We start from the raw sequence: 13,158 nt of genomic DNA, 5'->3' as shown, positions 1-13,158 counted from the left end.
GGCTTCGCAGGTCAGCCGCGGACCGCGGCGCTGTCCGCCGGCTCCCGCTCGGAGCCCGGCTCCTCACCGCCCTCACCGGCGTGCAGGTGGCGGGTCTCCAGGGCGGCGCCCTCCACGTCGATGTCGGGCAGCAGCCGGTCGAGCCACCTGGGCAGCCACCAGGCGGCGTCGCCGGCCAGGTGCATGAGCGCGGGCACCAGCAGCATCCGCACCACGAACGCGTCGATGAGCACGCCGAAGGCCAGGGCGAACCCGATCGAGCTGATCATCACCGAGTGCGAGAACACGAACCCGCCGAACACCGAGATCATGATGATCGCCGCGGCCGTCACCACCGAGCGCCCGGCCCGGAAGCCCTGCACCACGGCGGTGCGGGAGGGCGCGCCGTGCACGTACGCCTCGCGCATGCCCGTCCCGATGAACAGCATGTAGTCCATCGCCAGGCCGAACAGGATCCCGGCCAGGATCGTCGGCAGGAAGTTCAGCACCGGCCCGCTGTTCTCCAGCCCGATGAGGCCGCCCAGCCACCCCCACTGGTAGACGGCCACCACGCCGCCGAGCGAGGCGAAGAACGACAGGATGAACCCGAGCGTGGCCACGACCGGCACGAACACCGACCGGAACACCAGCAGCAGGATCACCAGGGACATGCCCACGACCACCGCCAGGTAGGTCGGCAGCGCGTCGTTGAGGGTCTCGGAGATGTCGATGTTGCCGCTGGCCACGCCCGCGACGCCGAGCGTCCCGGTGCCCTTGATCGGCTCCAGCTCGCGCAGGTCGTGGACGAGCTGCTCGGTGGACTCGCTGGTGGGGCCCTCGACCGGGACCACCTGGAAGGCGGCGTACGTGAAGTCGTCGGAGAACGCGATGGGCGCCAGGGCCGCCACGTCGTCGAAGGCGTAGATCTTCTCGGCGACCGTGACCTGGTCCAGTTCGGCGTTCAGCTCGGCGGTCTCCCGGTCCGGGCCGCCGGTCAGCCGGGCGATCACCAGCAGGGTGCCGTTGGCGCCCTCGCCGAACTCCTCCTCCACGATCGTGTAGGCCCGGTACTGGGTGGAGTCGGTGGACTCGGAGGAGCCGTCGGGCATGCCCAGCCGCAGGTCGAGGGCGGGCAGGGCGACCACCACGAGGGCGGCCACGGCGACGGCGGCCCGCAGCAGCGCCCGGCCGGTCGACATCGGCCGCACCGTCTCCGCCGCGGTCGCCCCGCCGGACGCCCGCTCGGCGAGGCGGGCGCGCTCACGGCGGGACAGGATGCGCTCGCCGCGCAGCGACAGCAGCGCCGGGACCAGGGTGACCGCGACGACCACCGCGACGGCGATGGCCAGGGCGCCCATGGTGCCCATGAGCCCCAGGAACCCGATGCCGGTCAGGTTCAGGCCCAGCAGGGCGATGAGCACGGTCGTCCCGGCGAAGACCACGGCGTTGCCCGCGGTCCCGTTGGCCAGGCCGATGGACTCCCCGACCTCCACGCCCTGCTTGAGCTGGCGGCGGTGGCGGTTGATGATGAACAGCGCGTAGTCGATGCCCACGGCCAGGCCCAGCATCAGGCCCAGGATCGGGGTCACCGACGCCATCTCCAGCACCCCCGACAGCGACATCGCGATCAGGGTGGCGATGCCGACGCCGACCAGGGCGGTCAGCAGCGGCAGGCCCGCGCCCACCAGGGTGCCCAGCATGACCACCAGGACCACGGCGGCCACGACCAGGCCGACCACCTCGGCCGGGCCGAACAGGGCGGGCAGGCTCTGGGCCAGGTCGCTGTTGAAGTCCACCGTGGTGCCGGGGACCGGGTGGTCCTCGAAGACCGCCATCACGGCGTCGCGGGTCTCCTGGGAGACGTCCATCTGCTCCGCGGTGAACGAGACCATGACCTGGGCGGTGTCGCCGTCCTCGGAGACCAGGCCGACGCCGGAGGACATCTCCATGAGGGCCTCGCCGCCCTCGATCCTCTCCATGCCGGCGTCGATCTCGGCCTGCTGGCCGTCGAAGAACTCCTCCGACTGCTCCAGCATCCCGGCGGCCTCGGCCGCCTCGCGGCCCGCGTCGAGCTCGGCCTGGCCGGCCTCGATCTCCTCGCGGCCCTCCTCGAGCTCCCGGACCCCTTCGGCGCGCTCGGCCTCGGTGGCGAACGGGTCGACCGCGTCCGCGACCCCGGGGACCTCCGCGGCCTGTTCGGCGCGGTCGGCGATCGCCTCGCGCTGCTCCTCGGTGAACTCCGATCCGTCCTCGGTCCGGTAGATGACGGCCCCCGAGCCGCCGGCCAGGTCCGAGAACTCCGCGGAGCGGAGCCGGTTCACCTCGTCGGTGGGCGTCCCGGGGATGGAGAAGCCGCCCTCCAGCTCACCGGAGAAGAGGAAGAACGCGGCGCCGGACGCCATGAGCAGTGCCAGCCAGACGGCGATGACGGTGCGTGCGCGGTGTGCGCACGCCCGTCCGAGTCTGTAGAGGAGTTCAGCCATTGAGTGTGCCTTCACAGAAAAGGGGCCGATGGGGAGCGCGGACGCGCTCAGGCCGTGCCGTAGCCGTCGCGGGTGACGGTGAGGATGCGCTCCAGCAGCTCGGACCAGACCCGGCGGGAGCCGTCGTCGACGACCCCTCCGGTGATCCGCTGCCAGTGCTCCACGACGACGGAGCCGCCGCCGATGATCGCGCCGCACATGAGGTCGACCGTGAGCGGGTCGGCCTGCGGGTGGCGGCGCATCACGATCGCCGACAACCGCGTGCCCACGTCGGTCATCGCCCGCTCGAACAGGGCGGCCCGGCCGGCCGAGGGCGTGCCGTCGCCCTGTTCGACGAAGTGCTTGAGGCGGGTGATGGGGGTGAGCAGGTCGGTGCCGCGGATGGCGTCGGCCAGGGAGTCGAAGATGTTCGCGTCACCGCCGTCGGGTGCCGCGTCGAGGTTGGCGCCGATGCCGTCGACGATCTCCTCCAGCATCCGGCCGAACACCTCCAGCAGGATGTCGTCCAGCGAGCGGAAGTGGTTGAACACCGTCCGCCGGGAGACGTCGGCGCGCTCGGCGAGCTGGTCGACGGTGAAGCCGGTGTCCCCCCGCTCGGCCGCCAGCGCGGCCGCGGCGTCGATGATGGCCCGGCGGTGGCGGGACTTCAGTGCCTCGCGCCGGTCGGTAGCGGGTGGAATGGGCCGATCGTTCACTGTTCCACGCTAAACACCGCAATGCACTGAGTGCAACGACGCACTGAGTGCACCCTGTCACATCCGCCCCGATGTCGGTGCCGGGCCCTAGCCTGCGGTGCGGACGGAGAACGGGCCGGAGGAGGGTGTGATGGGGGCCAAGACGGGCCTGCTGGTGTACGCGGACGGCGACACCGCGGAACTGCTGCGGCGGGTGCGGCCGGACGCCGCCGACCGCGAACGCACGGACGCCCTGGTGCGGCGCCTGCACCCGGGTGCCGAGGTCGCCGCGGACGGCGGGTACAACCTGGCCGAGGGCTCCTATCCGCCCGAGGGCACGGTGAACGCGGGGGTCTGGCCCGGGCTGGACGTCATCTGCGGCAGGGCGTTCATGTGCGACCGGCCCTCGGAGCTGCCCGCGCACCTGGTAGCGGCGAGCGCCGGGCGGCGGCTCGTCCTGCACGCCATGCACAGCGTGGTCGACTGGCTGGCCTTCGCCGTCTGGGAGGACGGCCGACTGTTGCGCTCCTTCAGCGTGTCGCCGGACGGCGGGGTCATGGAGGACATCGGCGAGCCGCTGCCGTTCGAGGCCCCCTACCGGTCCGGCGACCGCCCGGCCGACGTCGTCCCCTGGCCGGGGGAGGAGGAGCCGTACCCGCTGCCCTTCCACCCGCTGGAGTTGGGGGAGGACGCGCTGCGGGCCCTGTGCGGGTTCGTCAAGGAGGGCATGCCCGAGCCGGACGACGCCGACGCCTTCGCCATCCGCCTGCACCGTTACCGGGTGCGGTTCCCCGCCGACCCCGACACCGCGGAGCGGCAGGCCGAGGTCCACCGAGCCGTGCACCCCCTGGGACGGCCGCGCTTCTACCGCACGGGTCCGGACGGCTCCCTGGTCGAATTCGACGGCCCCTGAGGGGGAACGCTTTTTCCGAAGCCCTTCACGGGTCGATGTATTCCAACGGAAAAGCGTGCCGGAGACAAGCATCGCGGATCACGATGGATCCCATGAAAAGAATGCATTGGACGCCCGGGATTCGCGTGCCGACCATGAATACATGACGAATCCCCTTTCCGTCTCCGGACAGAATGCGGCCGGCCGCGAACGCCGCCGCGCCACCTCCTCCGCCCTCCCGGTCATGGCCGTGGCCGCGGGCCTGTCCGTGGCGGGCAACTACTTCGCCCAGCCCCTCCTGGGCCTGCTCGGCTCGGAGCTGGGCATGTCGACGACCACCGCGGGCCTCACCGTCGCCGCGGCCCAGGTCGGCTACGCGGTCGGCCTGGGCCTGCTGGTCCCCCTCGGCGACCGCTACGCGCGGCGCGGCCTGGCCGCGACCCTGCTCGCGGCCACCGGGCTCCTCCTGGTCCTGGCGGGCGCGGCGCCCACCGGGTGGCTGCTCCTCGCCGCCACCGCCCTGGCCGCCGTCACCTCCGTCGGAGCCCAGGTCCTCGTCCCCTTCGCCGCCGAACTGGCCCCGCCGCACCGCCGGGCCCGCGACATCGGCGTCGTCATGGCCGGTGTCCTCGCCGGCGGCCTGATCGGACGGGCCGCCTCCGGCCTGGTGGCCGAACTCGCCGGGTGGCGGACGGTCTACTGGGTCACCGCCGTCCTGCTCCTGGCCGTCGCCGCCGTCGTGTGGCGGGTCCTGCCCGGCGGCGGGGGCGACCGCGGCGAGGCCACGCGCCCGCTGCGCCTGTGGCGTTCCACCGCGGCCCTGCTGGTCGACCTGCCCGCGCTGCGCCGGCCCATCGCGACCGCCGCGCTGGCCATGGCCTCCTTCACCGTCCACCTGACCGTCGTGACCCTGCTCCTGGTCGACGCCCCCTACGGCTGGACGCCCGCGGCCATCGGGCTGGTCGGCCTCATCGGCGTGATCGGCCCCCTGGCCATGCCGCTGGCCGGACGCCTGGTCGACCGCGGCCACCCGCGCGCCGTGCTGGTCACCGGGCTGGTGCTGGCGGCCACGGGGTGGGCCGTGATGCTCCCCGCCCAGAACGGCGGCATCGCCTGGCTGCTCGTGGGCCTGGTCCTGCTCAACGCGGGCCAGACGGCGGTGCTCAACGCCTCCCAGACCACCGCCTACGAGCTGCGGCCGCAGGCGCGCAGCCGGATCAACGCCGTCTTCATGACCCTGTTCTTCGCCGGGGGAGCCGTCGGCGGGGCGCTCGTCCCCGTGGTCTGGGTGAACGCCCACTGGACCGGGGCCTGCCTGCTGGGGGCCGGCCTGGTCGCCCTGGGCCTGCTCGTCGCCCTCGCCCCACGGCGCCGGGGCTGAACCCCCGCCGTCCCGGGCCCCACGGCCGCCGCGTGGCCCGGCCCCGCGGCGGCCGTACGCTACCGCCATGGAACTCCAGCAGATGCGCTACGTGGTCGCCATCGCCGAGACCAACAGCTTCACCCGGGCCGCCGAACGCTGCCTGGTCGCCCAGTCCGCGCTCAGTCACCAGGTCGCGCGGCTGGAGCGGGAGCTGGGGGCCAGGCTCTTCGAGCGCACCAGCCGCCGGGTGCGGCTGACCGCGGCCGGGGCGGCCTTCCTCCCCGAGGCCCGCCGCTGCCTGGAGGCCGCCGAACGCGCGGCGGCGGAGGTCGCCGCCGCCGTCGGCGAGGTGCGGGGACCACTGGAGGTGGGCCTTATCCCCACCGTCGCCGCGGTCGACGTCCCCCGCGCCCTGCGCGACTTCCGCCGCAGGTACCCGCAGGTGCGCATCGGCCTGCGGGTGGGCGCCAGCGACGACCTCGTCGAACAGGTCAAGGCGGGCGAGATCGAGGTGGCCTTCCTGGGGCTGCCCACCACCGCCCGGCCCCAGGGCGTCAACGTCCGCGAGCTGGGCCGGGACCGGCACGTCGCCGTGGTCGCCCCCGACCACCCGCTGGCCGAGGGGACGGAGGTGAGCCTGGAACGGCTGGTCGACGAGGTGTTCGTCGACATGCCCGCGGGGACGGCCGGGCGCGTCCAGTCCGACCAGGCCTTCGAGGCCGCGGGCCTGGACCGCGACGTCGCGTTCGAGGTGAGCTCGGCCGAGTACATGGCCAGGCTGGTCGGGGAGGGGCTGGGGGTGGCGCTGCTGCCCGCCGCCTATGTGCCGCAGCTGACGGGGGTGACCACCCTGGAGGTCACCGACGCGACGGGGCGCGTGGAGTACGTCGTCTGGGCGCGGACCGGGACCACGCCCGCGGCCCGCGCCTTCCTCGACATCATCGACACCGCCGGCGCGGCCGCGGACTGAATCCGCCGTCCGGGCCCGCCTTCCGGTTTCGCCGTCCGGGCCCGCCGCCCGGACCCGTCAGGCGGGTCCGCCGCCCGGTCCTGCCGTCCGGTCGCGCCGCTCGGGCTCGTCAGACGGGTCCTCCGGCCGGTCCCACCTTCCGGTTCCGTCAGCGCACCCGCACCCGCACCCGGGCCCACGGCCCGCATCCACAGCCCGCGTCCGCGGCCCGCACCGGTGTCAGCGGGTGCGCAGCCACGCCTCCAGGGTCAGCAGCCCCGGGTGCCGGGCCCGCAGCGCGGCGAGGTCGGCCCGGAACCCCTTGCCGTTGATCCACGCGTACATCTTGGCGACCTCCGGGCTCCGCTCCCGCAACCCGGCGTCGGACAGCCGCTCGAAGCGCGTCGGAACGCCGTCGGCCGCGGCGAACAGCTCGGCGATCCGCCGCACCGGGAGCTCGTCCCCGGCGATGTCGATCCGGCGGCCGGTGAACTCGGCGGGCGCCCCGAACACCGCCGCGGCGATCCGCCCGATGTCGGCGAGCGCGATCAGCTGGAGTGGGGTGTCCGCGTCCAGGGCGACCGGCACGACCCGCTCCCCGGCCCCCGCCGACTCTCCGCCCCCGTGGTCCGGCCGCGGCAGCGCGTACCGCCAGTTCTCCATGAAGTACACCGGGCGCAGCACCGTGGCCGGGACCCCCGCGGATTCCACGTACGCCTCGATCTCCGCCTTGCTCTCGAAGTGCGCCACCCCCGACCCCTGCCCGGCGGCCGCGGCCGAGGTGTAGACCAGGTGGGCGGCTCCCGCCGCGGCCGCCGCGTCGGCGACGTTCCGGCCCCTCCGCACCTCCGTGGCCGGGTCGGGGGCGGCCAGGTCGCAGGGCTGGACGCTGAAGACCCCGTGCACGCCCCGGGCCGCCGCGCGCAGCGACCCCGGATCGTCCAGGTCGCCGGCGACCGGTTCCGCACCCAGCGCGGCCAGGGCCCGGGCCGCGGGGGCCTCCGGGGAGCGGACCAGGGCGCGCACGCCCCATCCGCGGTCGAGCAGGGCGCGGGCGACGGCGCCGCCCTGGCCGCCGGTCGCGCCCGTAACCAGAACGGTCCTCTTCTCCTGCACGCCGATTCCCTTTCTCCTTTTGTTGAATTTCCGGGACCAGCATCCCGGGGAACCTCCGGGCGCGTCCAATATCCTTTTTTCATTCCAGCGATCGAAAAAGCGGATGGACGGCGGCGGGATCCCCGGAACCGGGTCCGGTTCGGTAGCGTGGGCTCCCGCCGCACCCCCAGGAGGACCCATGTCCACCCCGCCCGCGCCGGTCCGCAACTGGGCCGGGAACCTCACCTACGCCAGCCCCCGCATCCACCGGCCCGCCGACCCCGAAGCCCTGCGCGCCCTGGTCCGCGACACCCCCCGGATCCGGGCGCTGGGCAGCGGCCACTCCTTCAACCGGGTCGCCGACTCCGACCACGACCTGGTGCGCCTGGACGGCCTGCCCCGGGAGATCGACGTGGACCCGGGGACCGCCACCGTCACCGTCTCCGCCGGGACCCGCTACGCCGAACTCGCCGCGGAGCTGCACCGGCAGGGGTTCGCCCTGGCCAACCTGGCCTCGCTGCCGCACATCTCGGTGGCGGGGTCCTGCGCCACCGGCACCCACGGGTCCGGGGACCGGCTGCGCTGCCTGGCCGCCGCGGTGCGCGGGCTCGAACTCCTGGGGCCCGGCGGGGAGACCGTGCGGCTGGGCCGGGAGACCGACCCGGAGGTGTTCCCGGGCGCGGTGGTGGCCCTGGGGGCGCTGGGCGTCGTCACCCGGCTCACCCTGGAGGTCGAACCGGCCTTCGAGGTGTCCCAGAGGGTCCGCCTCGACGTGCCGCTCGCGGAGGCCGCCGCCGACTTCGACGCGGTGTTCGGCGCCGCGTACAGCGTCAGCCTGTTCACCGACTGGAGCGGGGACACCGGCCGGGTCTGGCTCAAGCACCGCGTGGGCGAGCCGGAGGGCGCCTGGGCGGGAGGGCGGCCCGCGGACACCCCGCAGCACCCGGTCCCGGGGATGCCCGCCGGGCCGGCCACCGAGCAGCTGGGCGCGGTCGGCCCCTGGTCCGAGCGGCTGCCGCACTTCCGGTCCGGGTTCGCGCCGAGCGCGGGGGAGGAGCTGCAGTCCGAGTTCTACCTGCCGCGGGCGGCGGCCGCCGAGGGCTTCGCCGCCCTGCGCGGCCTGGGGGAGCTGATCGCCCCGGTTCTGCACGTCTCCGAGGTGCGCACGGTGCGCGCCGACGACCTGTGGCTCAGCCCGGCGTACGGCCGCGACTCGGTGGCGTTCCACTTCACCTGGCGGCGGATGCCGGAGGCGGTGGCCCCGGTGCTGGCGGCGGTGGAGGAGCGCCTGGCGCCCCTGGGGGCGCGGCCGCACTGGGGCAAGCTCAGCACCCTGCCCCCGGCGGACGTCGCCGCCTCCTACGAACGGGCCGCGGACTTCGCCGGGCTGCTGGAGCGGTTCGACCCGGAGGGGAAGTTCCGCAACGCCTTCACGGACGCGTACTTCCCCCGGTCCTGAGGCTCCGGTCCCACCCGGACCCGAGGACCCCGTCCCGAGGCCCCGCTCGAATACGGGGCGCGGTGACCCCCGCACCGAGCCCTCCCCGGTCCTGAGGCCCCGATCCCACCCGGGACCCTCCCGCCCCGCCCCGGGGCTCAGCCGTCGATACGCACGCGGCGGGACCCGCCGTCGGACAGGAACGCCGACAGCTCCTCGGCCTGTTCGGCGACGGCGTCCCGTTCCGCCGCGGTGAGCGGGCGCAGCGGGGCGACGGACACGGTGTCGTCCCTGCTCGTCCAGGTCGCGGTGACCCGGCCGTCCACCAGCACCACGCGCTCGCCGGCCACCGACAGGCCGCGGTGCTCGTCGTCGATGATCCGGCCGCGGTACTGGTAGCCCAGGACGGCGTTGTCGAACGCGGGGAGGAACCGCACCGGCGCGGGGGTGCCGGGGTCGGGCAGCGGGGCGCCGGGCAGGTCCAGCAGCTCGCGGCCGTTCGCGTCGCGGAAGGACACCAGCTCGTCGCGGACCGCGGCCACCGCGGCGGGCAGCCCGGCCACACCGCACCACGCGCGCAGGTCGCTGGAGGTGGCGGGCCCGTAGGCGGCGAGGTAGCGCCGCACGAGCTCCCGGCCGACCGGGTCGGTGCCGCCGGGGTCGTGGGGGGCGGGCTCGCGGCCGGTCCAGTCCGACAGGAGCGCGACCCGCACTCCCCCCTTGGTGCGCCACAGTCCGCGCGGCGGGGTCTGTACGACCGGGATCAGCGCGGAGACCAGCATCTCGCCCAGCGCCCGCCGGTGCCCGCCGGGCCAGCGGTCGATGACCGCGTCGACGAGTTCGGCCGTGGTGCGGGGCTCGCCGTCGGCCAGCACCGCCCGGCCGGCGGCCTCCAGCTCGTCCAGGTCCACGCCGTCGAGTTCCCGGCGGTAGACCCCGGTGACCTTCTGGCGCAGCATGGTGTCGAACCGGGAGCGCCAGGCCAGCACGTCCTCCGCGACCATCAGGTGGATGGTGCGGCGCATGAGGGGGAGCCGCACCACGCGGCGTCCGGCCAGCAGGTCCGACAGCGCCGGCGCCTCGAACCCCCGCAGCCGGGACCACAGGCCGACGAACGGCTCCTGCGGCTCCTGGGCCTGGAGCCCGCACAGGTGGGACACCATGTCCAGGGCCGACCGGTCGGAGGGTTCGAGCAGGCCCTGCCGGGCGAGCGAGGCGCGGTTGAGCGCCCGGTCGTCCAGAACGGTCATGGCGTGTACCTCCGTGCGTCCCTCCCGGCCCGCGCCGGGACGCCGCGTCCCCCACGGCCTGGGACCACCCTCGCAGGCGAAGAGGTCAGGTCCGGTCCTCTACTCCCGTGCGGTGTCCCACCAGTCGAGGACGCGCAGGGCGTGGAAGGTGAGTCCCCTGGACGGCTCGCCCGGCGGGGCGTCCACCTCGAACCACACCCGGCCCTCGTGCCGCTGCCGCTGGTGCCAGGTGCCGTCGGCGTCGCGGGCGGCGCGGATCAGCCCGACCGCCTCGGCCAGCCGCGGGTCGGGCGCGGTGCCCTCGTGCAGGGACGCCGCGCGGAAGTGGTCGGCGGCCCTGAGCACGCTGTAGTGCCAGCGGAACGGGTAGGCGAGGTGCGTCGCCCACGGGTGCGGCTCGCCTGTGGACAGCCGCCGGAACAGGGCGCGTTCGAGCAGGTACTCCTGCGCCGCGTGCCGGGCCTCGCGCAGGGCGGCGGTACCGCCCGTGCGGACCTCGTGGTCGAGGATGCCCCGCACGGAGTTCAGCGTGGAGTGGAACGAGGAGCGGGTCGCCCCCTCCACCCACATGCAGTTCCAGCCGCCGTCGGCGAGCCGGTGCCGGGGGAACCAGTCGGCGATCGCCGACACGTCGGCGCCCAGCCAGGCGCCGTTGGCCAGGGTGTAGGCGTTGATGCAGGCGTCGACCTCGCCGCTCCAGTACGGAAGCTCCTCGTACTCCCAGCGGGCGTTGCGCGCCAGCAGGCCCGCGGTGTCCGGCCGCAGCGCGCCGGGCTCCACGCCCCATTCGCGCAGGGCGTTGAGCGACCAGGTGGTGGCCGTCCAGGGCTGGCCGGGTTCGTCCCGGGAGGCGTCCGCGGGGAAGTAGGCGCCGCCCGCCCACAGGCCGTCGGGATCCTGGCGGGCGAGCAGCGCCGCGCCGAAGCCCTCGTGCGGGACCCGGGCGCGGGTGGCCCGCCACACCTCCTCCGGGGCGCGCGCGAGGTCGCGCTCCACGCGCCAGCGCAGGCTCGGGTCGGAGTCGAGCAGCCAGTCCAGGACAGGGGTCTCCACCATGGGGGGAGGCTACTCCGGGGCGGCGACGAAACGGCTCAGGGGCGCAGGAGGTGGTCCCCCGCGAGCACGATCGCCTCGCGGTGGGTGCGGCCCGGGTGGTCCACGGCGATGAAGTGGCGGCCGATCGCCAGCGCGAACGCCAGGGTGCAGCGCGCCTCGACCTCGTCCGGGTCGTCGATGAACCCCGCGAACATGGTGCGCAGGAAGTCCATCCGCACGTTGTCGACCCGGCGCAGCCGCTCGGCGACCGCCGGGTCCTGGCGGGCCCACTCCCGGACGGCGAGGTCGATCCGGTGCAGCTCGTCGGTGAAGGTCAGCAGCCCGGCGCGGCGGATCTTCTCGGCGGGGCTCCCGCCCTCGGCCTCGACGCGGGCCAGGACGTCGTCGGTGCAGCGGCGCTCCCACTCGTCGAGGAGTTCGGCGAGCAGGGCGGGCCGGCCATCGAAGTACCCGTAGAACCCGCCCTTGGTCACGCCGAGCCCGGCGGCCAGGGTCTCGACCCGGACCGCGTCCGGGCCGCCCCGGGCGAGGGCGTCGAGTCCTGCTTCGATCCAGCGGCCGCGCGGGGTGCGGGCGGTGGGCGGCACCTTCTCACCACCCCCGGGATGTCGTGCTCATGATGTGTACGCTACCGTACAAAAGAGATATACGGCTGCGTATAGAACGGGGGGCCGCCATGGCCCGGCGTACGATCTCCGACCACACCGCACACCCCTGGCGCATCCACGACCTGGCCCCGGACTTCGAGGTCGAGGACGTGTGGGCGTTCCGCACCCCCGGAGCGGGCCCCGGCGACTTCCGCGCCGTGGTGGAGGCGATCCGCTCGTCCGGCGGGATCGGCCGGATGCCCCCGGCGGTGCGGTTCCTGTTCGCCGTCCGGTGGCGGCTCGGCGGGCTCCTGGGCTGGGACGACCCGGGGTCGGGCGTGGGCGGGCGGGTCCCCTCGCTGCGCGACCGCCTCCCCGACGACCTGCTCGCCGCGCCTCGGGGGGAGGACCGGGACGACATGCCCCTGAAGGCGGTCTACGAGACCGACACCGAGGCCGTCCGCGAGCTGGCGAACCGGACCGTGCACACCCTGATGCACCTGGGCTGGGCGCGCGGGACCGACGGCGACCACGAGCTGCTGATGGCCGTCCTCGTCAAACCCAACGGCCGGTTCGGGCGGCTCTACATGGCGGCCATCGCGCCCTTTCGGCACCTCATCGTCTACCCGGCGCTGACCCGCGGCTGGGAGCGGGCCTGGGCCGAGCGGAACGGAGGGCCGGCATGACCGGGCGGGCGGAACAGGACACGGCGGAGCGAACGGAGCAGGGCATGGACACGGCACCGAAGGCGAAACGGAACGCGCGGACCGGCAGGGGGCCGCTGCTCTGGGGGAGCGGCATCATGATCGTGCTGGGCGTCGGGCACCTGGCCCTGCTGGCGTTCGTCGACGGCGCCGTCATCGCGGCCTGGGCGGAGCGGGGCCTGTGGGCGGCCGTCCCGCTCGACCTCGGGGGCGGCGCGGAGCCGGCGGCGGCGCAGCTGCAGAACTCGCTCACCTTCTGGGCCGGTCCGGGGAGCTTCTCCGTCCCCCTGGTCCTGTTGGGGGCCTTGATCCGGCACCTGGTCGGACGCGGGGTGCCCGTCCCCTCGTGGGTGGGCTGGGGGACCGCGGCGTGGTGCGTCGCCGGCGGCGTCCTGCTCGTGCCGTCGCCCTACTTCCTGGGCGCCGCGGCGGGCCTGCTCGTCGTCCTCGGGGCGCGGCGGGACCGGCTCCGGGAGTCCGCGGCCGCCGCGTGACCGGCCCCGGACCGGCCCCACGGGCCGCGCGGTCCACACCGGCCGCACGGGCCGCGTGGTCCGCACCGGCCCCACGGGCCGCACCGACCGCGTGGTCCGCACCGGCCTCACGAGCCGCACCGGCCGCACGGGCCGCCCCGACCCTACGGACCGCACCGGCCGCACGGGCCGCCCCGACCCCACGGTCCGCGCGG

At 74.8% G+C, this 13,158-nt stretch carries 12 protein-coding genes; 6 read left to right on the top strand and 6 right to left on the bottom strand.

Annotated features, from left to right (window positions below; translation table 11 throughout):
• Nucleotides 1–11 precede the first annotated feature (11 nt).
• Nucleotides 12–2,462 (bottom strand): MMPL family transporter, encoded by a 2,451-nt coding sequence (locus tag ACFVNO_RS25210; protein ID WP_355267243.1) that lies wholly within the window; start codon nucleotides 2,460–2,462, stop codon nucleotides 12–14.
• A gap of 47 nt (nucleotides 2,463–2,509) precedes the next feature.
• A complete protein-coding gene (locus tag ACFVNO_RS25205) occupies nucleotides 2,510–3,157 on the bottom strand; it encodes a TetR/AcrR family transcriptional regulator (RefSeq protein WP_355267245.1) in 648 nt (215 codons plus the stop codon).
• A gap of 130 nt (nucleotides 3,158–3,287) precedes the next feature.
• Between ACFVNO_RS25205 and ACFVNO_RS25200 the strand changes: the two genes are divergently transcribed.
• From ACFVNO_RS25200 to ACFVNO_RS25190, 3 genes are all read left to right on the top strand, one after another.
• Complete coding sequence (locus ACFVNO_RS25200) at nucleotides 3,288–4,049, top strand: DUF6928 family protein (protein WP_355267248.1); 762 nt, start codon at nucleotides 3,288–3,290, stop codon at nucleotides 4,047–4,049.
• 142 nt (nucleotides 4,050–4,191) lie between these two features.
• A complete protein-coding gene (locus ACFVNO_RS25195) occupies nucleotides 4,192–5,409 on the top strand; it encodes an MFS transporter (RefSeq protein ID WP_378896117.1) in 1,218 nt (405 codons plus the stop codon).
• Nucleotides 5,410–5,476: 67 nt separating this feature from the next.
• Nucleotides 5,477–6,361: a LysR family transcriptional regulator gene (locus ACFVNO_RS25190; RefSeq protein WP_355267254.1), complete on the top strand. Its 885-nt coding sequence runs from the start codon at nucleotides 5,477–5,479 to the stop codon at nucleotides 6,359–6,361.
• 219 nt (nucleotides 6,362–6,580) lie between these two features.
• On the opposite strand, the gene ACFVNO_RS25185 is transcribed toward ACFVNO_RS25190, so the two are convergent.
• Complete coding sequence (locus ACFVNO_RS25185) at nucleotides 6,581–7,456, bottom strand: NmrA family NAD(P)-binding protein (RefSeq protein WP_378896114.1); 876 nt, start codon at nucleotides 7,454–7,456, stop codon at nucleotides 6,581–6,583.
• 178 nt (nucleotides 7,457–7,634) lie between these two features.
• Here ACFVNO_RS25185 and ACFVNO_RS25180 point away from each other — a divergent pair, with 178 nt between their 5' ends.
• Complete coding sequence (locus ACFVNO_RS25180; protein ID WP_378896112.1) at nucleotides 7,635–8,894, top strand: FAD-binding protein; 1,260 nt, start codon at nucleotides 7,635–7,637, stop codon at nucleotides 8,892–8,894.
• A 137-nt stretch (nucleotides 8,895–9,031) separates the two neighbouring features.
• Here ACFVNO_RS25180 and ACFVNO_RS25175 read toward each other — a convergent pair whose 3' ends face one another.
• From ACFVNO_RS25175 to ACFVNO_RS25165, 3 genes are all read right to left on the bottom strand, one after another.
• Nucleotides 9,032–10,123 (bottom strand): winged helix DNA-binding domain-containing protein, encoded by a 1,092-nt coding sequence (locus ACFVNO_RS25175; protein ID WP_355267266.1) that lies wholly within the window; start codon nucleotides 10,121–10,123, stop codon nucleotides 9,032–9,034.
• Between the two features lie 99 nt (nucleotides 10,124–10,222).
• Nucleotides 10,223–11,179 carry a squalene cyclase gene (locus tag ACFVNO_RS25170; protein WP_378896110.1) on the bottom strand — a complete coding sequence of 319 codons (957 nt, stop codon included), beginning with the start codon at nucleotides 11,177–11,179 and terminating at the stop codon, nucleotides 10,223–10,225.
• A gap of 35 nt (nucleotides 11,180–11,214) precedes the next feature.
• Nucleotides 11,215–11,766: a TetR/AcrR family transcriptional regulator gene (locus ACFVNO_RS25165; RefSeq protein ID WP_355267272.1), complete on the bottom strand. Its 552-nt coding sequence runs from the start codon at nucleotides 11,764–11,766 to the stop codon at nucleotides 11,215–11,217.
• Nucleotides 11,767–11,855: 89 nt separating this feature from the next.
• On the opposite strand from ACFVNO_RS25165, the gene ACFVNO_RS25160 reads away from it, so the two are divergent.
• Both ACFVNO_RS25160 and ACFVNO_RS25155 read left to right on the top strand, forming a co-directional pair.
• Nucleotides 11,856–12,452: a DUF2867 domain-containing protein gene (locus ACFVNO_RS25160; protein WP_378896108.1), complete on the top strand. Its 597-nt coding sequence runs from the start codon at nucleotides 11,856–11,858 to the stop codon at nucleotides 12,450–12,452.
• A 44-nt stretch (nucleotides 12,453–12,496) separates the two neighbouring features.
• Entirely contained in the window at nucleotides 12,497–12,964 is a 468-nt protein-coding gene (locus tag ACFVNO_RS25155; protein ID WP_378896106.1) for a hypothetical protein, read from the top strand.
• The last annotated feature ends 194 nt before the right edge of the window (nucleotides 12,965–13,158 follow it).

The sequence above is a fragment of the Nocardiopsis sp. NPDC057823 genome (genome assembly GCF_042797335.1).
Taxonomy (GTDB): Bacteria; Actinomycetota; Actinomycetes; order Streptosporangiales; family Streptosporangiaceae; genus Nocardiopsis; species Nocardiopsis changdeensis.
Note: the sequence above shows the minus strand (reverse complement) of the source record. Positions and strands in the feature narration are given on the sequence as shown.

Excerpts from the sequence above, each read along its gene's own strand:
- ACFVNO_RS25210 (WP_355267243.1), bottom strand. The coding sequence starts at position 2,462 with ATGGCTGAACTCCTCTACAGACTCGGACGGGCGTGCGCACACCGCGCA.
- ACFVNO_RS25200 (WP_355267248.1), top strand. The coding sequence starts at position 3,288 with ATGGGGGCCAAGACGGGCCTGCTGGTGTACGCGGACGGCGACACCGCG.
- ACFVNO_RS25195 (WP_378896117.1), top strand. The coding sequence starts at position 4,192 with ATGACGAATCCCCTTTCCGTCTCCGGACAGAATGCGGCCGGCCGCGAA.
- ACFVNO_RS25190 (WP_355267254.1), top strand. The coding sequence starts at position 5,477 with ATGGAACTCCAGCAGATGCGCTACGTGGTCGCCATCGCCGAGACCAAC.
- ACFVNO_RS25180 (WP_378896112.1), top strand. The coding sequence starts at position 7,635 with ATGTCCACCCCGCCCGCGCCGGTCCGCAACTGGGCCGGGAACCTCACC.
- ACFVNO_RS25175 (WP_355267266.1), bottom strand. The coding sequence starts at position 10,123 with ATGACCGTTCTGGACGACCGGGCGCTCAACCGCGCCTCGCTCGCCCGG.
- ACFVNO_RS25170 (WP_378896110.1), bottom strand. The coding sequence starts at position 11,179 with ATGGTGGAGACCCCTGTCCTGGACTGGCTGCTCGACTCCGACCCGAGC.
- ACFVNO_RS25160 (WP_378896108.1), top strand. The coding sequence starts at position 11,856 with ATGGCCCGGCGTACGATCTCCGACCACACCGCACACCCCTGGCGCATC.
- ACFVNO_RS25155 (WP_378896106.1), top strand. The coding sequence starts at position 12,497 with ATGGACACGGCACCGAAGGCGAAACGGAACGCGCGGACCGGCAGGGGG.